Annotated in this window: 19 protein-coding genes; 10 read left to right on the forward strand and 9 right to left on the reverse strand. The window is 68.5% G+C overall.

The window, feature by feature from the left end; all coding sequences use genetic code 11:
* Nucleotides 1-8: 8 nt before the first annotated feature.
* On the forward strand, nucleotides 9-1,835 hold the full coding sequence (locus tag ACFVVI_RS03120; RefSeq protein ID WP_387442797.1) for a type IV secretory system conjugative DNA transfer family protein: 1,827 nt from the start codon (nucleotides 9-11) through the stop codon (nucleotides 1,833-1,835).
* A complete protein-coding gene (locus ACFVVI_RS03125) occupies nucleotides 1,832-2,257 on the forward strand; it encodes a DUF4913 domain-containing protein (protein WP_378626947.1) in 426 nt (141 codons plus the stop codon). Before ACFVVI_RS03120 ends, ACFVVI_RS03125 begins: the two co-directional genes overlap by 4 nt.
* Before the next feature lie 60 nt (nucleotides 2,258-2,317).
* On the opposite strand, the gene ACFVVI_RS03130 is transcribed toward ACFVVI_RS03125, so the two are convergent.
* Nucleotides 2,318-2,872: a hypothetical protein gene (locus ACFVVI_RS03130; protein WP_387442801.1), complete on the reverse strand. Its 555-nt coding sequence runs from the start codon at nucleotides 2,870-2,872 to the stop codon at nucleotides 2,318-2,320.
* A gap of 240 nt (nucleotides 2,873-3,112) precedes the next feature.
* Nucleotides 3,113-4,009, reverse strand: a complete 897-nt coding sequence (locus tag ACFVVI_RS03135; RefSeq protein ID WP_378988999.1) for a peptidylprolyl isomerase — start codon at nucleotides 4,007-4,009, stop codon at nucleotides 3,113-3,115.
* A gap of 85 nt (nucleotides 4,010-4,094) precedes the next feature.
* On the opposite strand from ACFVVI_RS03135, the gene hisS reads away from it, so the two are divergent.
* Together hisS and ACFVVI_RS03145 are read left to right on the forward strand one after the other, a co-directional pair.
* Entirely contained in the window at nucleotides 4,095-5,369 is a 1,275-nt protein-coding gene (gene hisS / locus ACFVVI_RS03140; protein ID WP_379315761.1) for a histidine--tRNA ligase, read from the forward strand.
* Nucleotides 5,370-5,477: 108 nt separating this feature from the next.
* Nucleotides 5,478-6,125 (forward strand): hypothetical protein, encoded by a 648-nt coding sequence (locus tag ACFVVI_RS03145; protein WP_387442804.1) that lies wholly within the window; start codon nucleotides 5,478-5,480, stop codon nucleotides 6,123-6,125.
* Nucleotides 6,126-6,167: 42 nt separating this feature from the next.
* Here the strand turns inward: ACFVVI_RS03145 and ACFVVI_RS03150 are convergent, their stop codons facing one another.
* Together ACFVVI_RS03150 and ACFVVI_RS03155 are read right to left on the reverse strand one after the other, a co-directional pair.
* Complete coding sequence (locus ACFVVI_RS03150) at nucleotides 6,168-7,181, reverse strand: Rv2578c family radical SAM protein (protein WP_387442806.1); 1,014 nt, start codon at nucleotides 7,179-7,181, stop codon at nucleotides 6,168-6,170.
* A gap of 31 nt (nucleotides 7,182-7,212) precedes the next feature.
* On the reverse strand, nucleotides 7,213-8,187 hold the full coding sequence (locus tag ACFVVI_RS03155) for an NAD-dependent epimerase/dehydratase family protein (protein ID WP_378989003.1): 975 nt from the start codon (nucleotides 8,185-8,187) through the stop codon (nucleotides 7,213-7,215).
* A gap of 193 nt (nucleotides 8,188-8,380) precedes the next feature.
* Here ACFVVI_RS03155 and ACFVVI_RS03160 point away from each other — a divergent pair, with 193 nt between their 5' ends.
* Both ACFVVI_RS03160 and ACFVVI_RS03165 read left to right on the forward strand, forming a co-directional pair.
* The gene (locus ACFVVI_RS03160) at nucleotides 8,381-8,698 is read left to right on the forward strand and encodes a type VII secretion target (protein WP_378945397.1); all 318 of its coding nucleotides are present in this window, start codon (nucleotides 8,381-8,383) and stop codon (nucleotides 8,696-8,698) included.
* Nucleotides 8,695-10,320 (forward strand): hypothetical protein, encoded by a 1,626-nt coding sequence (locus tag ACFVVI_RS03165; RefSeq protein WP_387442808.1) that lies wholly within the window; start codon nucleotides 8,695-8,697, stop codon nucleotides 10,318-10,320. The genes ACFVVI_RS03160 and ACFVVI_RS03165 overlap by 4 nt, the downstream gene beginning before the upstream one ends.
* Nucleotides 10,321-10,378: 58 nt before the next feature.
* Here the strand turns inward: ACFVVI_RS03165 and ACFVVI_RS03170 are convergent, their stop codons facing one another.
* The gene (locus tag ACFVVI_RS03170) at nucleotides 10,379-10,873 is read right to left on the reverse strand and encodes a hypothetical protein (RefSeq protein WP_387442810.1); all 495 of its coding nucleotides are present in this window, start codon (nucleotides 10,871-10,873) and stop codon (nucleotides 10,379-10,381) included.
* A gap of 48 nt (nucleotides 10,874-10,921) precedes the next feature.
* Nucleotides 10,922-11,848 (reverse strand): neutral zinc metallopeptidase, encoded by a 927-nt coding sequence (locus ACFVVI_RS03175; protein ID WP_378989006.1) that lies wholly within the window; start codon nucleotides 11,846-11,848, stop codon nucleotides 10,922-10,924.
* Between the two features lie 209 nt (nucleotides 11,849-12,057).
* On the opposite strand from ACFVVI_RS03175, the gene aspS reads away from it, so the two are divergent.
* Nucleotides 12,058-13,872: an aspartate--tRNA ligase gene (gene aspS, locus ACFVVI_RS03180; RefSeq protein ID WP_387442812.1), complete on the forward strand. Its 1,815-nt coding sequence runs from the start codon at nucleotides 12,058-12,060 to the stop codon at nucleotides 13,870-13,872.
* Between the two features lie 75 nt (nucleotides 13,873-13,947).
* Nucleotides 13,948-14,916, forward strand: coding sequence for a DUF389 domain-containing protein (locus tag ACFVVI_RS03185; protein ID WP_378989008.1), 969 nt, complete (start codon nucleotides 13,948-13,950; stop codon nucleotides 14,914-14,916).
* A 2-nt stretch (nucleotides 14,917-14,918) separates the two neighbouring features.
* Here the strand turns inward: ACFVVI_RS03185 and ACFVVI_RS03190 are convergent, their stop codons facing one another.
* A complete protein-coding gene (locus tag ACFVVI_RS03190) occupies nucleotides 14,919-15,929 on the reverse strand; it encodes a hypothetical protein (protein WP_378989009.1) in 1,011 nt (336 codons plus the stop codon).
* A 193-nt stretch (nucleotides 15,930-16,122) separates the two neighbouring features.
* Between ACFVVI_RS03190 and ACFVVI_RS03195 the strand changes: the two genes are divergently transcribed.
* A complete protein-coding gene (locus ACFVVI_RS03195) occupies nucleotides 16,123-17,292 on the forward strand; it encodes a phosphotransferase family protein (protein ID WP_379312458.1) in 1,170 nt (389 codons plus the stop codon).
* A gap of 76 nt (nucleotides 17,293-17,368) precedes the next feature.
* Entirely contained in the window at nucleotides 17,369-18,190 is an 822-nt protein-coding gene (locus ACFVVI_RS03200) for a siderophore-interacting protein (protein ID WP_387442815.1), read from the forward strand.
* A gap of 21 nt (nucleotides 18,191-18,211) precedes the next feature.
* Here ACFVVI_RS03200 and ACFVVI_RS03205 read toward each other — a convergent pair whose 3' ends face one another.
* Both ACFVVI_RS03205 and ACFVVI_RS03210 read right to left on the reverse strand, forming a co-directional pair.
* Nucleotides 18,212-19,459, reverse strand: coding sequence for an RNA polymerase sigma factor (locus ACFVVI_RS03205; protein WP_387442817.1), 1,248 nt, complete (start codon nucleotides 19,457-19,459; stop codon nucleotides 18,212-18,214).
* The gene (locus tag ACFVVI_RS03210) at nucleotides 19,456-19,809 is read right to left on the reverse strand and encodes a YciI family protein (RefSeq protein WP_387442819.1); all 354 of its coding nucleotides are present in this window, start codon (nucleotides 19,807-19,809) and stop codon (nucleotides 19,456-19,458) included. The genes ACFVVI_RS03205 and ACFVVI_RS03210 overlap by 4 nt, the downstream gene beginning before the upstream one ends.
* Nucleotides 19,810-19,995: the final 186 nt, after the last annotated feature.

Genomic DNA, 19,995 nt, shown 5'->3' on the forward strand with positions numbered 1-19,995 from the left:
AGGCACCCGTGGCGAAGAAGAAGGTGACGGATCCGGCCGCGGTCGGACCCGACACAACGCTGATCATGATCATGTTCGGGTTCGCGGCGCTGATCACCCTCGCCGTCGCCCTGCACCTGGGCAACGCGCTGGCGGTTGTGCCGCAGACCATTCCGATCAACCCGATCGCGGTGGTCGCCGATCTGGCGCGGGGCAAGCTGCACTGGCCGCGTGCGTCGACGGTGATCGTGCTGTTGGTGATCGCGTCGGCCATCGCGTATGTGGTGATCCGCAAGCGGTTGAAGAAGCGTGCGGGTGTGGGGCGGTTGGCGGTCGACGACAAGGCCGACCACATGGGCAGCGGTAGCGCGATCGCGTCGATCACCGAGGCCGGAGTCAGGGAGAAGGCGGCAGCTCTGGGGATGAAGCTGGGCACCAACGACTCACCCGGTGTGCCGATCGGCATCGCTGTCGCCGACGGCACCTCGCTCTACGGCTCCTACGAAGACCTGCATCTCGACATCTGGGGCCCGCGACAGGGCAAATCCACCTCGCGGGTCATTCCGGCGATCCTCTCCGCGATCGGGCCCGTGCTGGCGACGTCGAACAAGCGTGACGTGGTCGACGCGACCCGTGATGTGCAGGAAGCCAAGGGCAGTCGCACATTCGTGTTCGATCCACAAGGCGTCGCCGGTGAACGACCGACCTGGTTCTGGGATCCGCTGAGCTGGGTCAACTTCCGCACCGAGGGGTGTGAGATGCGCGCGGCTCGGCTCGCGGGACATTTCGCCGACGCCGAGACCGGCGGCAGCGCCGACGACGGCGACAACTTCTTCGATCCTGAGGCCGAAGACCTGCTCGCCGCGTTCTTCCTCGCGGCCGCGATCGCGGGCAAACCGATCACCCAGGTGTGGGAATGGGTGACGAATCCGCAGAACACCGAGGCGATCGAACACCTGCGCGGCGCCGAACACCACTTCACCGCGTCCGGCCTCGCCATGCAGTACAATGCCGACGAGCGCACCAGGAGCGGCATCTTCGGTACCGCGAAGAAGATGATTCGCTGCTTGCAGCTGTCCAATGTGCACCCGTGGATCACCCCGGCCGACGGCGTCCGTCCCCAGTTCGACGAACTGGAGTTCATCGAACGCAACGGCACGCTGTACTGCCTGTCGCTCGAGGGGCGCGGTTCGGCCGCACCGCTGGTGAGCGCGCTCACCGAGGCGGTCATCGATGTGGCCATGCGTAAGGCCTCGCGCTCGTCGGGTGGCCGGTTGCCGATCCCGTTGCTCGCGGTGCTCGACGAGGCCGCCAACGTGGTGCGCTGGAAGGATCTGCCCAAGCAGTACAGCCACTTCGGGTCGCGCGGCATCGTGGTGATGACCGTGTTGCAGTCGTGGGCGCAGGGCGCGCGTTGCTGGGGCGAGGCCGGGATGAGCGCGCTGTGGTCGGCCGCCAATATCAAGGTTCTCGGCAGCGGAGTCGACGATATGGCCTTCCTGCGCGACCGGTCCGAGGCGATCGGCGAGTACGACTCGATCTCCGCGTCGATGTCGCAGTCGGGCAACAGCAAGAGCTACTCGCGTTCGCTGAGCTCCTCGGTGACCTTCACCGCGCAGGGCCTGGCGACGCTACCGCGCGGTCGTGCCGTCGTGTTCACCTCCGGTCAGCCCGCGGTCCTGGTGCGGACCGTGCCGTGGTGGGAGTCGGAGTACGCCGACGCGGTCAAGCGGTCGATCGAGCAGAACGACCCGACTCGCAAGACCCGCATCGAAGACCTTTTCGGGTCTGCGTCGCTAGCGAAATCTGTTCCGCCGGAAGAGATGGGTGAAGTCGAGGAGGTCAAGCCGCTGTGAGCTACGACAATGTCGCCAATGGGGAGATTACGAACGGCTACCAGGGGGTGTACGAGTTCGTCACCGAGTACCTGAGTCAGGTCTACCGGCGCCAGGTCACCGATATCAGTGACACGGTGTGGTGCCCGGAATGGTGGCACCACAGCGAGGCCGTGATCCGGTTGAGCGCGCTGTGGCAGGCCTGGGAGCATCACCGTCTGCAGGGCGGGACCGGTATCAGCGTGTGGTTTCTCGACCATGCGGACCCGCACATGACCAAGCTGTTCGACCCGAAAGGGCCGTTCAAGTACTGCAGTGTGCGCAACGGTCACAAGGGGATGCTCGAACCGCTGCCGCTCAAGAAACCGGAGGGCGCGGACGCGCAGATGTTCGGCAGTCCGGACATCGACCGCCTCTGGCAGAAAGGCCGCATACCGGACTGACCGGACGGATGCTCGGATCCCGTTGCCAGGCAAGGGGATCCGAGCATATTCGGAGTCGGGTCAGCGACCGCGTTCGATCCCGCGTTCGATCCCGCGTTCCCCACGCTGACGCGCGAGGGTCGCGCGCATCACGGTGTCCCGGGACCGGATCGCCTCTTCCGGCGAGATGCCTTGGCCCATTTCGACCAGCATCCGAACCTGGGTGAGCTCCGGAGCGACGCCGGCACGCTGCAGATGTGCCGCGATCGCCGAGCGTCGCTCGGCCGAGTCGTAGCCGACGCTCGGCGTTGCCGCAGCGCTCGCGGCGAAGGCGGAGCCCGCCGGCTTGTTGAGGTTGATTCCGCGGTTCTCCACACCGCGCGATTCCACCGTGCGCGACCCCACCGACATCATCTGCACGAGTTCGATATTGCGCGGATCCTTGGCCTTGAGATCACGCGCCTCGCGGATCTGCAATTCGCGCGCTTCCTTCATCTTGGCCTCGATCGCCTTCGCCCGGGACTCGGCCTCTTTCTGGCCGTGTTCCCGCGATTTGACGGCGACCAAGATGGCCATCTGCAGCATGGTGCGCATCATGGACGCTGTTTCGCTGCCGATGTCGTCGAGTTCCGCCATGACTGCTCCCCGATGCTGCTGTGGAAGTGGACATCTGAGCCTACCGCGCGAAGGACACGGTGCGATGTCCGGCGGGCCGGGTCGACAGCGGAGAAAATGCGGGTGAGCGGTGCATGAGGCGGATGAATCGTAGGATTGCCTAGCCTCTGATGATCTTCTTCGCACGTCGGGGCGGGAAAACCGGAAACGGACCGGACACGCCAGCGTGTCCGGTCCGTTTCTGTCCTGGGAAAGCGGGTGTCAGCCCACCTTGACAGAGTTGAACGAGATCGGGATGGCCGGCCCGCCGTCTTCCGCGCCACCCTTGACGCCGCCGCCCGCGACCTTGTCCAAGGTGGCCAGGCCGGCCTCGTCGATCGTGCCGAAGATGGTGTAGTTCGGCGGCAGCTGGGTGTCGCCGAAGACCAGGAAGAACTGGCTTCCGTTGGTGCCCTTGCCCTCCGGGGAGGTACCCGCGTTGGCCATCGCGACCAGGCCGCGCTTGTAGTTCACCGGCTGCTGCAGCGCCGGGTCACCGGCGGGGAACAGGTCGGTGGGGTATTCGTTGTCGAAGGAGTAGCCGGGGCCGCCCATACCGGTGGCCGCGGGGTCACCGCACTGCAGGATGCCGAAGCCCGGCGTGGCCACGATGCGGTGGCAGCTGGTCTTGTCGAAATAGCCCTGCTGGGCCAGGCTCACCATCGAGTTGACCGTGCAGGGTGCCTGCGCGCTGTTGAGCGACAACCCGATCGGGCCCTGGGTGGAATCGATCGCCACCTTCACCTCGGGACCGTCGGTGGCGACCGACGTCGTGGTGGGCGCGGTGACGGGCTTGGCCGCAGGCTCCTGGCCCGCCGGGTAGCTGCAGTCGACGGTCGCGGGCTTGGCCGCGGGGGGCGGCGGACCGGGGATGTCGAGGGGAGTGTTGACGAACTGGGTCGTCGGCACCGCCGAGGACGACTCGGCGTTGACCGACTCACTGTCGTCGCCCCTGGTGAGGAAATACACGCCGGTCGCGGCGGCCGCGACGACTATCACACCCAGTACCGAGCCCGCGATCGTCAAGCGCTTGCGCTTCTTCTCCTGCTCGGCCCGTCGTGCCAGCTGGCGCTCCAGCTTGCGCTTGGCCGCCGCCCGTCGCTGTTCGTTACTCGGCACTACCGCGTTCCTCCCGTGTCGTCAGGTTCGTCTAGAGGGTAACCGGTTGGACGCGGGGGGCGCCCGTGGGGAAAACTGGACCATCGTGACCAAGACCAGCAGCTTCACCGCCCCGAAGGGGGTCCCCGACTACCTGCCGCCCGGTTCGGCCGAGTTCGTCGCCGTGCGCGACGGCTTGATCCACGCCGCCCGACTCGCGGGGTACGGGCATGTCGAGCTGCCGGTATTCGAACAGACCGCCCTGTTCGCACGGGGTGTCGGCGAGTCGACCGACGTGGTCAGCAAGGAGATGTGGACCTTCGCCGACCGCAACGGCGAGAGCTTCACCCTGCGTCCCGAAGGCACCGCGGGAGTGATGCGCGCGGTGATCCAGCACGGCCTGGACAAGAGCGGTCAGCTGCCGGTGAAGCTCTGCTACGCCGGTCCGTTCTTCCGGTACGAGCGCCCGCAGGCCGGTCGTTACCGGCAGTTGCAGCAGGTCGGCATCGAGGCGATCGGCATCGACGACCCCGCCCTCGACGCCGAGGTCATCGCGATCGCCGACGCCGGATTCCGCGCGCTGGGCCTGGACGGATTCCGCCTCGAGATCACCTCGCTCGGTGACGAGACGTGCCGCCCGCAGTACCGCGAACTGTTGCAGGAGTTCCTGCGCGGGCTGCCCCTGGACGAGGAGACTCAGCGCCGCGCCGAGATCAACCCGCTGCGCGTGCTCGACGACAAGCGACCCGAAGTGCGCGAGCTGACCGCGAACGCACCGCTGATGATCGACCACCTCTCGGAGTCGGCGAAGGCGCACTTCGAGCAGGTTCTCGGACACCTCGACGCGCTCGGCGTGCCGTATGTGGTGAACCCGCGCATGGTGCGCGGTCTGGACTACTACACCAAGACCACGTTCGAATTCGTGCACGACCAGCTCGGTGCGCAGTCGGGCATCGGTGGCGGTGGCCGCTACGACGGACTGATGGCCGAACTGGGCGGTCAGCCGCTGTCGGGCATCGGTTTCGGCATCGGCGTCGACCGGACGGTGCTGGCACTCGCTGCCGAGGGCAAGTCGGCGGCCGATCCGGCACGCTGCCAGGTGTACGGCGTCGCGCTCGGCGACGCGGCCAAGGCGAAGCTGGTCGCGCTGGCCGGTGAACTGCGTGCCGCCGACATCAGCGTCGACCTGGCCTATGGCGGACGCGGGATGAAGGGTGCGATGAAGGGCGCCGATCGTTCGGGGGCGAAGTACACCCTTGTGCTCGGCGATCGCGATCTCGCCGAGAACACGATCGGCGTCAAGGAGATGGCAACCGGTGAACAGCGGTCCGTCCCGCTCGACGGCGTCGTGGCGGTGCTGCGCGCGGAGCTCGGTCGCTGAGGCCGCGTACTCCGCGGTGGGCGCCGCGCTCGGCTGCTGAGGTCGGTGGGGCGCGGTAATCTGACCGCGCCTCATGCCGGGCGGGCCGGTGGGGGCGGAGAGGCAATCGTGGACGGGCAGTCCGGGCAGCCGGCGGCGACGGAACCGGTGGGAATCGACCTGGTGGCGCCCGAGGTGTTCGCGCCGATGTTGCGCAGGCTCGCGCTGGCCGCGCTCGGCGTGGGCGTCGGTGCGGCGTTGCTGTCGGCGGTCTGGCTGAGCTGGCCGTACGCGATCCTGATCGGACTGGCCGTCGCTGTCCCGACCATCGGTTACGTCTTCGCGTTCCAGCGGCGGCGGCTGTGGTTGAGCGGCACCGTGATCCGCGCACACCGGCTGGTCGGCGAACACACGGTCGACCTCGCCTACGCTACCGGCGTGCAACTGCTGGTGTATCCCGCACGCCTGAGCCGCATCGTCTTGCGGGTCACCGCCGGCGGCGACACCCAACTGGTGCCGCTGGCGATGTACACCGACGTGGGCAGCGGCCGCGAACTGCATCTGCTCGGCCTGCGCAAACTCGCCGACGCTCTCGCCGCCAGCGAACTCGCCGCGGCCATCGCGATCTCGGAGGTGCTCGTGCAGCAGTTGCGTGCCGAGGCTCGCGACGCCGGCCTCGGCGAACGTCCGCTGTATCGCGCGGTGCGGTCGGTGCGGAGCAAGGACAGCGTCTCACCGGTGGTCCTCACCGATTCCGAGGTCGCCGCACTCGGTTGAGCGTCGCCGGATGGTGTCGTAGCCCGACCGCCTGTCCGGCGGTCAGCCGAAGAGGGCGAGCTGCGCGTCCTGCGGCGTGGGTGGGGGAGCGGCCGGCGTGGTGGGGCCTTGGACTCGGCGCAGGCCGTGGTGGTCGAGGAGGGGATTCACTCGGTCGCGTAGCCAGTCGCGGTAGAGGGGAGTGACGTTGCCGCCGCGGGCGTAGAGCTGGCGGTAGCGGCGCATGAGCGCGGGGTGTTCGGTACCGAGCCAGGTGAGGAACCAGTCTCGGGTGGGACCGCGCAGGTGCATCGGGAAGGCCGTGGCGCTGGCCGCGCCCGCGTCGGCGATCGCGGCGAACAGGGCCTCGAGGTGGGCTCGGCTGTCGGTGAGGCAGGGGATGATCGGCGCGGCCATGACATGGACGGTGAAGCCCGCGTCGGCCAGCGCGCGGACCAGGTCGAGACGGGCACGCGGTTCGGGGGTGCCCGGTTCGAGGCGGTGATGCAGGTCGGGATCGAGGATGGCGATCGACACCGCGACGCTCACCTCTACGTGCCGGGCCGCCTCGGTGAGCAGGGGGAGATCGCGGCGCAGCAGCGGGCCCTTGGTGAGGATGGAGAAGGGGGTGCCCGAATCGGCGAGCGCGCCGATGATGCCGGGCATCAAGCGGTATCGGCCCTCGGCGCGTTGGTACGGGTCGGTGTTGGTGCCGAGCGCCACCGCCTCGCGCTGCCAGGACCGGCGCAGAACTTCGCGACGCAGCACCGCGGCGATATTGGTCTTCACCACGATCTCGGAATCGAAATCCTCGCCCGCGTCGAGGCCGAGATATTCGTGGCTGCCGCGCGCGAAGCAGTAGCGGCAGGCGTGCGAGCAGCCACGCATCGGGTTGATCGTCCAGCGGAAGGGCAGCGCGGAGCTCTCGGGCATCTTGTTCAGCGCGCTCTTGCACAGCACCTCGTGGAAGGTGATGCCGTCGAACTCGGGGGTGCGGACGGAGCGGACCAGCCCGGCCCTGGTCAGGCCGGGCAGCGCGCCGTCATCGGCGTCCAGGGTCTGAGCTTGCCACCGCACCCCACGAGTCGAACATTTGTTCGAACAGCTGTCAAGCCTGACGCGACGCCCGCAGGAAGTCGACGAGGTCGTTGACGGTCTCGGTGGTCGGGCGGGGGCGGTAGCCGAGTTCGCGTTCGGCCTTGCCGTGGTCGACGACCGGCGCCGAGATCAGCGCGCCCAGTGCGGCTTTGGACAGGCTGTCGGAGCCGAAGCGCCTGCCGATCGGCTCGAGCACCGGCAGTGTCGCGCCGAGTACCTTCGCCGGGATGGCGAAGCGTGGGCCCTTGGCGCCGGTGCGGGCCGCCGCCATCCGGCAGAAGTCGATCATCGTGGTCATCTCGCCGCCGAGTAGGTAGTTCTCGCCGGTGCGGCCCTTGTCGCCCGCGAGGACCAGGCCCTGGGCGACGTCGCGCACGTCGACCAGGTCGAAGCCGCCGCCGATCATCACCGGAATCCGGCCGCGCATCGCCTGGGCGGCGATGACGTTCAGCCGGGACAGGCGATCGGGGAGGTCGACCGGGCCGTAGACGCCGGTCGGATTCACGATCACCGCGTCGAGTCCGCGCTCGATCACCGGACGCAAGGCCAGTTCGCCGGACCACTTCGACCGGTCGTACACGGGCAAACCGGGATCGTCTGAGCGGCCGGAGGTCTCGTCGATGTGCCCGCCCGCGCGGTACTGGTCGAAAGCGTGGATAGAGCTGGTGTGGACGAACCGGCGCACGCCCGATTCCAGTGCCGCCTCGGCGGTGACGCGCACGCCCTCGGTGTTCACCCGCCACGCCAGATCGTTGCGTTCGGCGAGGGTGATCAGCGCGACGAGGTGGTAGACCACCTCGGTGCCCGCCAGCGCCGCGCGCATCGACGCCGGGTCGAGCACATCGCCTTCGACCCAGGTGACGGCCGGATCGGCGGTAGCCGGGGCGACGCGGTCGATCGCGACGACCTCGTGGCCGCGCTCGACGAGCAGAGGGATCAAGTTGGTACCGAGGTAGCCGGCTGCGCCGGTCACTGCGACCTTCATGAGGCCGAGGATATAGAACATGTTCTAGTTTTGATAGTGGATCACGCAGATCGGGGGTGGCACGACTCGAAAACTGCCGGGGAGTTCGGCTATATTTGGCGCCAATCGCAGTTGGGTGGTCGCGTCGGGAGTTTCGCGTCCGTCGCTCGCTTCTGTAGTGCAGACTTTTCACGACGAGTTGGGGGGATTTCGCATGACCGATCTCTCGGTGCAAACCGAAGAAGTCGCCGCGTTCGCGGCGACCAATGGCGGGGTGGCGGCACAGGTCGCCGCGGCGGGCAATATCGACCTGGTTGCCAGCGTGTCGGCGGCGACGCCCGTGTTCGGCCTTATCGGCGCCGACTACCTGGCGATGTTCGCGGCCGCGCAAGCGTTGCAGGCCAAGGACATCAACGACCTGTCGGCGAAGTTCAGCTCGCTCTCCGACGCGGCCTTCAAGTCGTCGGTGACCTTCGAGACCACCGATATCGACAATGCCGCCCAACTCGCCCGTCAGGCCGCCGGCCTGTGAAGCCGCTGAGTTCGGACGCGGGCGTCATCGCTCCCGATGCCGCGATGGCCGCCGCCGATGCCGCGACGGCGTCGGTGATGGGTGCGGTACCCCTCGATTCGCAGGCGATCCTGGACGTCCCGCTCATGCAGGTGCCCGAGGATGTGGCGACCGACGAGGAAGCGGTCTTCACCCTCGCGCAGAAGATCACCGACGAAGCCCAGAACGGCAGCATGTCGCCCGCCGGACTGGGTGGGCTCGGCGGCCTCGGCACCGGCGTAGAGCCCCAGGACATCCTGTCCGGCGTCGCGGACGACGCGTCGTCCGCGCTGAGCGGCTTGCAGGGGACGGTGGCTCAGGTCGCCGCGCCCGCGTCGGCCGCCGCGCTGACCGCGTTCGACCAGGCCAAGTCCGCACTCACCGGCACCTCGGGTGCGGGCGCGTCGAGCACCTCCGGCGCGAGCACGTCGGCCGCCGCGACGACCCTGACCGAAGATCCGGTGGCCGCGCTGATGAGCGGCCTGTCGCTGCCCGCACTGCCCGGCATCGACACCCTGTTCCAGCCGTTCCTCGATCTGCTCAGCAGCTTCGGTACCGGCGTTTTCGGCTCGCTGGACCCGACCTCGATCCTGAGCAATTCCTCGGCGGTCATCGAGCAGGCGATGACTCTGGCCCAAGGCGGCGTGAAGACCGTTCAGCAGGTGTGGGAGGGGCAGTCCGCCGACGCGGCGACCACCGCCAGCCAGCAGGCGCAGACACAGGGGCAGGACACCAGCCAGCGCGGCATCGATATCTCCGCGCTCACCCAGCAGGCCGCTGCCGTCGTCCAGACCGGCAACGCCCAGCTCACCACGATCGCCACCACCTTCGCGGCCCAGGCCACCGCGCTCGCGCCGACGATCATGTTGCCGCCGACCCAGGCCACCCTGATCGGCTTGGCCACTTCGCATCTCGGTGAGGCGGTGTCGGTCGTCAACGTCACCCGTGGGCAGTTGATGGGGTACACCGGCGAGCTCAGCGGCGTCGTCGGGCAGCTGGCCAGCCAGAGCGGCCTGCCCTCGCCCGAGGAAGTTCTCTCCGCGGCTTCGGAGAACATCGGCGAACCGCTGCTCACCCAGGCGGAGGAGGCTCTGACCGGCGGCGGCGATTCGTCTACCACCGCCGCGAGCACCACCGCGGGTACCACTACTCCCGGCTCGACTTCACCGTCGAGTGTCGGTACCGGTGGCAGCGGCGGTGGATCCGGCGCCTCGCTCGGCGCGCTCGGTACCGCGCGCGGCGGCGCCGGCGGCTCGGCGGGCAGCACCGGCGGCACCCCGAGCTCGGGCACTCCGAAGTCCACCGCGGCCGTGCCGGGTGCGGCGGTTCCGGCGTCGGGCCGGCCGATCAGCACGGTGATGGGCTCCGGCACCACCACGGCCGCCGGTACCAGCGGTACCTCCGGCATGATGGGCGGCGGTGGCGCGGGAGCGGGTGCGGGCCGTGGCAACAACGAGGAAGAACACGGTCGTACCGTGCAGCCCTACCAGAGCCGCACCGGCAACGACGATCTCACCGGTCCGCTGGGCGAATCCACGCCCGACGTGATCGGTGCCGTCCACGAGGACGAACGCGAAGCGGACGCGACCGCGGATCGGTTCTGACCGGCAAGGGGCTCGCCGGTGAAAACCGGCGAGCCCCTTGCGGTTCGGTGTCGAAGGATCAGCTCTTGAAGGCGTCGACCAGCTTCTTGTAGAGGTCGGTGAAGCGCTTGCGCGCGGCCTTCTGCTCCGGGTTGAGGCCATCGGACGCATCGGGGGAGTAGATCACCAGGTGCGCTTCGTCGGTCGGGTCTTCGGGCATCAGGTCGATGATCTGGGTGCCGCGGTTGTCGCCCGCCGGCATCCCGAAGTCGGTGTCCTTCAGCGCGTTGATCTCCTCGCGCGCGGCCTCGATCACGTCGGCGGCAACCTTTCCGGTCACCTGCTTGGGTGCGGTCTCGGGTTTACGGTCCTTGCTCACCGCGTCGGGCATGTGCACGGCCTTGCCGTCGGCGAACACCTGCAGGACCGGACGCAGGTCGGTGCGCTGCGACCAGCCGTCGGGGATCGTGGTCAGGCTCACCAACGGTAGTGGCGCCGGATCGGCATGGGCGAGTGCGCTCGCGCCGCTCAGGGCGAGAGCGCAGACGAGCAGTCCGGTCATGGTCGGGCGCATGGGTTCCCCTCGATCGAAAGACAGTGCGTGGGTATCGCGTTCGAGGCGTCAGCGTATCCCGGGCGGGTTGTCGAGGTCACGCGCGGAATAGGTGTCGCACGCCTGCACCGACCCGGTCCGGTAGCCGGTGAGGAACCACTTCTGCCGCTGTTCGGAGGATCCGTGGGTCCACGACTCGGGATTGACACCGCGACCGGCCGAGCGCTGGATACGGTCGTCACCCACGGCATTGGCGGCCGACAGCGCATCGCGAATGTCATTGTCGGACAGGGGTTTCAGGAAGGGTTGTCCACCGCCCGGCGAGGGCTGCTTGTCGGCGAAGTTGGCCCAGATACCGGCGTAGCAGTCGGCCTGCAGCTCGGTGCGGACCGCGCCCGAGGTCGCACCCTGCGGATCACGCTGAGCCTTGCCGATGTCGCCGAGCTGGTTCTGGATGTGGTGGCCGACCTCGTGCGCGACCACGTACTCCTGCGCCAGCGGTCCCGCGCTCGCGCCGAAGCGGTCGGTGAGTTCCTGGAAGAAGGCGGTGTCGAAGTAGGCGGTCTGGTCGGCGGGGCAGTAGAACGGGCCGACATCACTGGTGGCGTTGCCGCAGCCGGTGCTCACGCCGCCGGTGAACAGCACCAGTTCGGGCTCCACGTACTGCTTGCCGGTCTGCTTGGGCAGCTGCACCGACCACACCGCGTCCAGGCTCTGGGCGGTGGCCACCACCCGGCAGTCGACGTACTTGTTCGCATCGGCGCCGGTCTTGCAGTGGGTCGGCGTTCCCGCGGTCCCCGGCTGTGCCTGCTGCCCGCTCTGCGCGCCGGTGAAGTTGCCGAGCACTGTCCCCGGATCGCCGCCGAGGAGCAACGTGATCACCAACAGGATCAGACCGCCCGCGCCGCCGCCGAGAGCGAGTTTGCCGCCCATGCCGGGTCCGCCGCCCGACGACGCCCGGCCGGGATCGATCTGCATACCTTCGTTGAAGGTCATCGCGGTACTCGCCTTCGCTCGGTTGTCCAGCTGTCTCACAGCGCGATTCACCGTCGGCGGGAGCGGCGACGGCGGACAGGTGTCACAAGCTTGACACGGTGAGGAAGATATCGGTTTTCATCCGGGCACCGTGTCTCACTACGATGGCAGTGCACACGGTCATCTGCGCCGGTGCGACAAGTCCGTGAAAGTCTGTCGAAAGGAATACCGTGCTGCGCACCCACTTGGCTGGTTCGCTGCGAGGCGAGCACGCCGGTCAGACCGTCACCCTCACCGGCTGGGTGGCGAGGCGTCGTGACCACGGTGGTGTGACCTTCATCGATCTGCGCGACGCCTCGGGCGTCTCGCAGGTGGTTTTCCGCGAGGGCGAGGCGGCCGAGCAGGCCCACAAGCTGCGCGCGGAATACTGTGTGCAGGTCACCGGTGTGGTGGAACGGCGTCCCGACGGCAACGAGAACCCGGAGCTGCCGACCGGGCAGATCGAGGTCGACGCCAAGGAACTGGTCGTGCTCAACGAGAGCGCGCCGCTGCCGTTCCAGCTCGACGAGACCCCCGGCGACGAGGCCCGCCTCAAGTACCGCTACCTGGACCTGCGCCGCGAAGGCCCCGGCCACGCCATCCGCCTGCGCTCCAAGGTCAACGCCGCGGCTCGCGACGTGCTGGCCAACCACGACTTCGTCGAGGTCGAGACCCCCACGCTCACCCGCTCGACTCCCGAGGGCGCCCGCGACTTCCTGGTTCCCGCGCGCTTGCAGCCGGGTAGCTTCTACGCCCTGCCGCAGAGCCCGCAGCTGTTCAAGCAGCTGCTGATGGTCGGCGGCATCGAGCGGTACTACCAGATCGCGCGCTGCTACCGCGACGAGGACTTCCGCGCCGACCGTCAGCCCGAGTTCACCCAGCTCGACATCGAGATGAGCTTCGTGCGCCAGGAAGACGTGATCCTGCTCGCCGAGGATATTCTGACCTCGCTGTGGAAGCTGGTCGGCCACGAGATCGTCACCCCGATCCCGCACATGACCTACGCGGAGGCGATGCGGCGCTACGGCTCCGACAAGCCCGACCTGCGCTTCGGGATCGAGATCACCGAATGCGCCGAGTACTTCAAGGACACCCCCTTCCGGGTGTTCCAGGCGGAGTACGTCGGCGCGGTCGTGATGCCGGGTGGTGCGAGCCAGCCTCGGCGCCAGCTCGACGCGTGGCAGGACTGGGCGAAGCAGCGCGGCGCCAAGGGCCTCGCGTACATCCTGATCAACGAAGACGGCACCCTCGGCGGCCCGGTCGCCAAGAACCTGACCGATGCCGAACGTGAAGGCCTGGCCAAGCATGTCGGCGCCGAACCCGGCGACTGCGTGTTCTTCGCGGCAGGCCCCACCAAGGCACAGCGTGCTCTGCTCGGTGCCGCGCGCGGCGAGATCGCCCGCAAGTGCGACCTCATCGACCCGAACGCCTGGGCCTTCGTCTGGATCGTCGACGCCCCGATGTTCGAGCCCACCGCCGATGCCACCGCCAGCGGCGACGTGGCCCTCGGCTACTCGGCCTGGACCGCGGTGCACCACGCGTTCACCTCGCCGAAGCCGGAGTCGATCGACACCTTCGACACCGACCCCGGTGCGGCGCTGGCCTACGCCTACGACATCGTCTGCAACGGCAACGAAATCGGCGGCGGTTCCATCCGTATCCACCGCCGCGACGTGCAGGAACGCGTGTTCAAGGTGATGGGCATCGACCATGACGAGGCGCAGGAGAAGTTCGGCTTCCTGCTCGATGCCTTCTCCTTCGGCGCCCCGCCCATGGGCGGCATCGCCTTCGGCTGGGACCGCATCACCGCGCTGCTGGCGGGCGAGGACTCGATCCGCGAGGTGATCGCGTTCCCGAAGACCGGTGGCGGCGTCGACCCGCTCACCGACGCACCCGCGCAGATCACCGCGCAGCAGCGCAAGGAAGCGGGCATCGACGCCAAGCCCGAGGCCAAGGGCAAGAGCGACGCCGCCGACGCGCCGAAAGTTGTTGCGGCCGAGAAATAGCGGTCATCGGAGGTAGCCCGGTACCTTCTGGTCAGTTCCCGATCGCGACGGCGGGACCGATCAGGAGGACACCGGGTGCTACATCTGCGAGTGATCAGCCCGCCCGAGCAGACCGACGCCCTGGTGCGGGTGCTCGAGGAGGACGCCGGTGTCACTCATCTGACGGTGGCGCGCGGGATCGCCCTCGACCCGCCGGGCGATCTGGTCCAGGCCGATGTGGCGCGCGAGGCGGGCAACAAGGTTCTCGCCGATGTGAAGGCGCTCGGCATCGTTCATACCGGCGGGATCACGCTGGAACCGATCACGGCGGTGCTGTCCGACGCCGCCGATCGCGCGGTCCACGCGGCGCCGGGCGACCCGAGCGACGCGGTCGTCTGGGAGCAGTTGCTCAAGGAGACGCACGAGGAATCCTCGCTCAACGCCACCTTTGTGGCGTTTTTGACGATCGCGTGTCTGCTGGCCTCGATCGGTGTGGCGACCAACTCGCCGGTCACCATCGTCGGCGCGATGGTGGTGGGTCCGGAGTTCGGGCCGCTGGCAGCGCTGTCGGTCGCACTGGTTCGCCGTAACTGGCGGCTGGCCCGGCGTTCGGTACTCGCGCTTGCCGTGGCCTTCCCGGTGGCGATGGTGATCACGCTCGGCGCGACCCTGGTGTGGCAGCAGCTGGGCTGGATCACCACCAAGGGTGTCATCGACGCGCACAATGTCGACTTCATCTACGAGGTGGGGCCGTTCTCGCTGGTCGTGGCCCTACTCGCCGGTGCGGCCGGGATGCTGTCGCTGGTCACCGCGAAGTCGGCGGCCCTGATCGGGGTGTTCATCTCGGTCACCACCGTGCCCGCCGCGGGCTACGCGGTGGTGGCGGCGACGATCGGGCAGTGGCATCGCGCGTTCGAATCGGTCGGTCAGCTCGCGGTGAACCTGCTCGGCATCGTCGTGGCCGGGGTGATCGTGCTCGAGTTGCGACCCCGGGCGGGGGACACGGACGGTCCGGTCGGGCGATTCAAGCGGGCCATCGGCATGCGGTCCGCGCTCGACCGCTGACCTCAGACGCGGGCGACCGGTCCCGCCGTCAGCATCCGGTAGGAGTAGGTGACCGCGATGACGCATACCGGCCCCGCGACGAACAGGCCGAGCCCGCACAGTATCGCGCCGACGAGGGTGACCAGCGTGATGGTGAGCGCCAGCAGCAGCGCCGCCCACAGGTTCGCCAGCACCAGTTGCGCGCTCGCCTTGATCGCTTCCACCGGACCGTAGTCCTGGTCGATCACGAAGTGCATCGAGAACATGCACAGGAACCCGGCGACGATGCCGGGCAGCAGGCACAGCGTCGAGGCGAGCAGCGTGACGGTGAAGGCGAGCAGCGAGGTGAGCAGGACATTGCCCGCGTTCACGAACCGGAAGTAGGACCCGAAAGCCGGTGGGTATCCGTCGGTTTCGTAGAGCGCGCCGCGCACCATCGCCGCCTGCAGCAGCCACAGTGCGACGATCACCATCAAGAACAGCAACAGCACGCTGAACGGCGACGTCGGCTCGACGATCTGGACCACGGCGACGAAGCCGAGATAGATCAGCACGCCCACCGCGGTGACGCCGAGCCACGGACCCGGATTGGCCCGGAATCGTTCCCAGCCGTAGCTCAGCGAACGGCCGATATCGAGGGCTTGTGCTCCCGAATGGTAGTAACCGGGCGTCTGCCCGGCACCGCCCTGCGACACGCCGGATGCGGGGTATACCGGATTCTCCGGTTTCGCCTGGGGGACGGCGTAACCGGAGCCCGTGCCCGCAGGCCCGTACTGCGGTGTGGGCCCGCCGCGTCCGGCAATCGGTGGCGGCGGCTCGACCGGCTCCTGCCCGTACTGGGCGGCGCCGGGTCCCTCGAATTGCGGATAGCCTGCGCCACCGGCCATTCCGTGCCTGCTCGGTCCCGGACCGGGAGCCGGTGGCTGCCCGGTGCCCTCATGTCTGCCCGTGGGGCCGGCGAACTGTCCGCCACCGCCCGGAACAGGCGACCCGCCCGGCGAATCGCTCGATGCGGCGTACGGAGTGTCGGTCACTGTGATAGACCTTTCGACTCAACCGGTTTGCGGTGTGGCGCACAGCAGTTCACGATGAGAAAACCCGACGACCGGCTGATGTGTCAAGCGAACAGGCACACACGCGCAACCTCGGCGCCAACACGCCGAGCGACGCGGAAAGGTTGTCCAACCGCTCGCTAGAAGTGACCGGGTACGAGTAGCTTGAGAGGCGATGACCGCACTATTGGCCGAACGCGCCGCCGACGTCGTGTCCGCAGCACAACAGTTGCTCACAAAGCGAATGGGTGCTCCGGTAAAGCTGAGTGATCCGATGGAGCTCAGCGGCAGTGGTAGGACGACAGTCCTACGCGTGCGTGTTGCGGAAAACGCATTTTCGTTGCCGCGCACCCTGATCGTGAAGCAGGTGCGCGGTTCCAGTCCTGACCGCCGCATCGGTGGTCTGGCGCCCGGCGTCGCCAGCATCGACGCCGCGTTCCTGCGCGAGGCGGTGTCCTACCAGTTCACCACCGCGCTGAGTCGCGAACAGCGCCCCGGAGCCTTCCTGATCGCCCACAGCGTTCCCGACCGGCTCCTCGTGCTGTCGGACCTCGGCGAGAACGCCTTACTCACCTCGGTGCTGCAGGCGCGTGTCGAGCCGGGCACCCGCAACTCGCTGATGGCGTTCGCTCAGGCGCTCGGCCGGATGCACGCCGCGACCGTCGGCCGCGAACCCGACTTCGTCGCCCTGATGCGCCGGGTCGACTCGGCGCATCGCGTCGACGGGATCGCCCAGCAGGCGCAGGCTGCCATCGCCGAGGTTCCAGGTCTGCTCGAAGCCGAGTTCGGCGTCGAGGTGCCCGGGGAGATCGCCGAGCGCATCGTGCACGGCAACCGTCTGTTCACCGGCGGCCGCTACCGCGCGTTCAGCCCGTCGGACCTGTGCCCAGACAACGTGATCATGAACGAGGAAGGCGCGCGGTTCCTCGACTACGAGTGGGGCGGTTTCCGCGACGCCACCCTCGACATCGCCTACGCGCTGGTCTCCTTCCCCGGCTGCCTGTGCGATTTCGAACTCTCGCGCAGCCGTGCCAAGGAGATGGTCGAGGCCTGGCGTTCGGCCGTGGTCGGTGTATGGCCGTCGCTGGCCGACGACACCGTCCTGGCCGAACGAATCCTCGAGGCCCGGCTGATCTGGGTCTGGCTGTCGACGTACTGGTTCCTGCCCGCCGACCACGCCCGCATCGCCACCGCGCGTGAGCACGGGCTGTCGGTGCCGCGCTCGGAGGCGCTGATCAACCGGTGGTCGGCGCTGGCCGAGGACGCGAGGATGACCGGCGACGACGCGGTCGGCGACTTCGCCGAACAGGTCTCGGCGATGCTCGAAGAGCGCTGGTCGGAGTAGCGCGGCCGAGCGGGCTCCCCATTTCCCGGCGCGACACGGGTACCGTCGGCAGGGATCTGAGGAGTTGGGAGCAGCCGTGCCGATACCGGTCACCGTCACAGTCGTCCGCAAGCAGTGGTTGACCCCGCACCTGGTGCGGGTGGTCGGCACGGTCTCGGACGGATTCAGCCCTAACGGGTTCACCGATGCCTACGTGAAGTTGATCTTTCCGGTGCCCGGCGTCGACTACCCCGAGCCGTTCGATCTCGACACTGTGCGCGCGACGCTCGGCCCGGAGAGCCAGCCCGTGCTGCGCACCTACACCGTGCGGTCCTTCGATCCGCAGCGACGCGAGATCAGCATCGACTTCGTGGTGCACGGCGACGAGGGCATCGCCGGGCCATGGGCGCGCTCGGTCGAGCCGGGCGCGCGGTTCTGGTTGAACGGACCCGGCGGTGCGTTCGCGCCCGACCCGGCGGCCGACTGGTACCTGTTCGCCGGCGACGAGTCGGCGCTGCCGGCCATCGCGGCCGCGCTCGAGGCGCTACCCGCCGGTGTGCCCGCCCTGGTGTTCGTCGAAGTGGGCGGCACCGAAGACGAGATCGCCCTCGACTCGCCGGCCGACCTGCGCCTGCAGTGGGTGCATCGCGGGGTGTCCTCGGACCGGATCACCGACGACCTCGCCGGGGCCCATTCACCACTGGTGGCCGCGGTGCGCGCGGCCGAGTGGCTACCGGGACAGGTCCACGCGTTCGTGCACGGGGAGGCCGAGGCCGTGATGCGTCAGCTGCGTCCCTACCTGCGCAAGGAACGTGATGTCGCGCCGAAATGGGTCTCGATCTCGGGGTACTGGCGGCGCGGCCGCACCGAGGAGGGCTTCCGCGAGTGGAAGCGGGAGCTGGCCGCCGAAGGCGCCTGATCCGGAGTTGCCCGGTGCCGGTCAGCTCGTCAGCGCGACGAGTTTGTCACGCAGATGGGCACGTTCGACCGCGTTGTCGGTGAGCAGCAGCGCCGACTCGTAGGCGGCGATCGCCTCCTCGGTACGTCCGAGATCGGTGAGGAAAGCGGCGCGGGCGGCGTCGAGATAGCCGTAGGTCGCCAGCGCCGGTTCCGCGCCGAGCGGATCCAGTAAGGTCAGCGCCTGTGCCGGATCGCCGGCGAGACCGACCGCGATGGCGTGATTGAGCAGCGCGACCGGCGACGCGGAATCGCGCAGCAACAGCCGATACAGGCCGATGATCTCTCGCCAGTCGGTGTCGGCCCACGTGGGTGCCTCGTCGTGGACCGCGGCGATCGCGGCCTGCAAGGTATACCGGTCGGTATGTGGCAGAGCGTGTTTCACCAGCGCGATGCCCTCGGCGATGGCCGCGTGATCCCAGCGCCCGCGGTCCTGGTGTTCGAGCGTGCACAGATTGCCGTCGTCGTCGACGCGCGCTGCCCGGCGGGCGTCGGTGAGCAGGATCAGCGCCAGCAGCCCGGTCACGGACGGGTCGTCGGGAACCAGCGCGTGCATCATCCTGGCCAACTGCAGCGACCGGTCGACGAGATCGGCACGGACCAGCACCTCACCCGCCGGCGCGGTATGGCCGGTGGTGAACAGCAGATGGATCACCGCGCAGATGGAATCGAGCCGCTGCGGCAGTTCCCGCACCGAGGGCACCCGATACGGAATGGCCGCGACCGCGATCTTCTTCTTGGCTCGGGTGATGCGCGCGGCCATCGTCGACTCGCTCACCAGGAACGCGCGAGCCACCTCGGCGGTGGTGACACCGCAGACCAGCCGCAGAGTCAGCGCGACCTGTGCCTGCGGTGCGAGCGCGGGGTGACAGCAGGTGCTGATCAGCCGTAATCGGTCGTCGGGGATCGCCGGGTCGTCCAGGTCGGCCAGCGCCAGATCGGCGGTGTCGGCGACCGGCTCGTCGACGACGAGCTGGGGCAGCGCTCGCCGGAAGGTGCTGTCGCGACGGAGCAGGTCGAGGCCCCGGCGTCGCGCGACCGTCGTCAGCCAGGCGCCGGGCTTGGCCGGGACACCGTCGCTCGCCCAGACGGTGAGGGCCGTCGCGTAGGCATCCTGGACGCATTCCTCGGCGAGGTCGAAATCGCGGACCAGCCGCACCGTCGCGGCGAGCACGAAGGCCCATTCACGACGGTGCGCCTGCTCGACGGCCGCGGCCGCCACCGTGGTCACGACTGCGGGTAGACCTGGATCGGGCGTACCTCGACGCCACCGGTGGGGGCAGGCACCCGCGCGGCGATCGCGATCGCGGCATCCAGGTCGGGCGCCTCCAGCAAGTAGTAGCCGCCGAGCGCTTCCTTCGCCTCGGCGAACGGCCCGTCGGTGATGACGACCTCGCCGTTGGCGTCGTGACGGATCGTGGTGGCGGTCGCGGTGGGCTGCAACGCCTGCCCACCGAGATTGGCATCACCGGCGATCTGCTGGAAGGTGCGATGCGCGGCGAGCATGTCGTCGAACTCAGCGGGGGAGTACGCGGCGTAGGCGGCTTCGTCGCCGTAGATCAGGACCAGGTACTGGCTCATGATGTGCTCCTTCGGGTGTGGGGCTGCCCGCTCGTCGGGTGCCGTACTCACTCGACGAGCGACCACGGGCGCAATCGACAACCCTGTCCGAAGAATTCTGCGCCGATTTCCGCCGCGTCGCGGCGAACCCCGGTCAGGGCATCGGCGTCGGCCGCGGTTCGAGCCGACCGCCCGCCGGAACGGCGA

Origin of the sequence: Nocardia sp. NPDC058114 (assembly GCF_042884695.1) — a bacterium.
Taxonomy (GTDB): domain Bacteria; phylum Actinomycetota; class Actinomycetes; order Mycobacteriales; family Mycobacteriaceae; genus Nocardia.

Bases quoted from the DNA above. Each gene is read 5' to 3' on its own strand.
- ACFVVI_RS03175 (WP_378989006.1), bottom strand. From the start codon at position 11,848: ATGACCTTCAACGAAGGTATGCAGATCGATCCCGGCCGGGCGTCGTCG.
- ACFVVI_RS03155 (WP_378989003.1), bottom strand. From the start codon at position 8,187: ATGAAGGTCGCAGTGACCGGCGCAGCCGGCTACCTCGGTACCAACTTG.
- ACFVVI_RS03130 (WP_387442801.1), bottom strand. From the start codon at position 2,872: ATGGCGGAACTCGACGACATCGGCAGCGAAACAGCGTCCATGATGCGC.
- ACFVVI_RS03195 (WP_379312458.1), top strand. From the start codon at position 16,123: ATGACCGCACTATTGGCCGAACGCGCCGCCGACGTCGTGTCCGCAGCA.
- ACFVVI_RS03210 (WP_387442819.1), bottom strand. From the start codon at position 19,809: ATGAGCCAGTACCTGGTCCTGATCTACGGCGACGAAGCCGCCTACGCC.
- ACFVVI_RS03170 (WP_387442810.1), bottom strand. From the start codon at position 10,873: ATGCGCCCGACCATGACCGGACTGCTCGTCTGCGCTCTCGCCCTGAGC.
- ACFVVI_RS03160 (WP_378945397.1), top strand. From the start codon at position 8,381: ATGACCGATCTCTCGGTGCAAACCGAAGAAGTCGCCGCGTTCGCGGCG.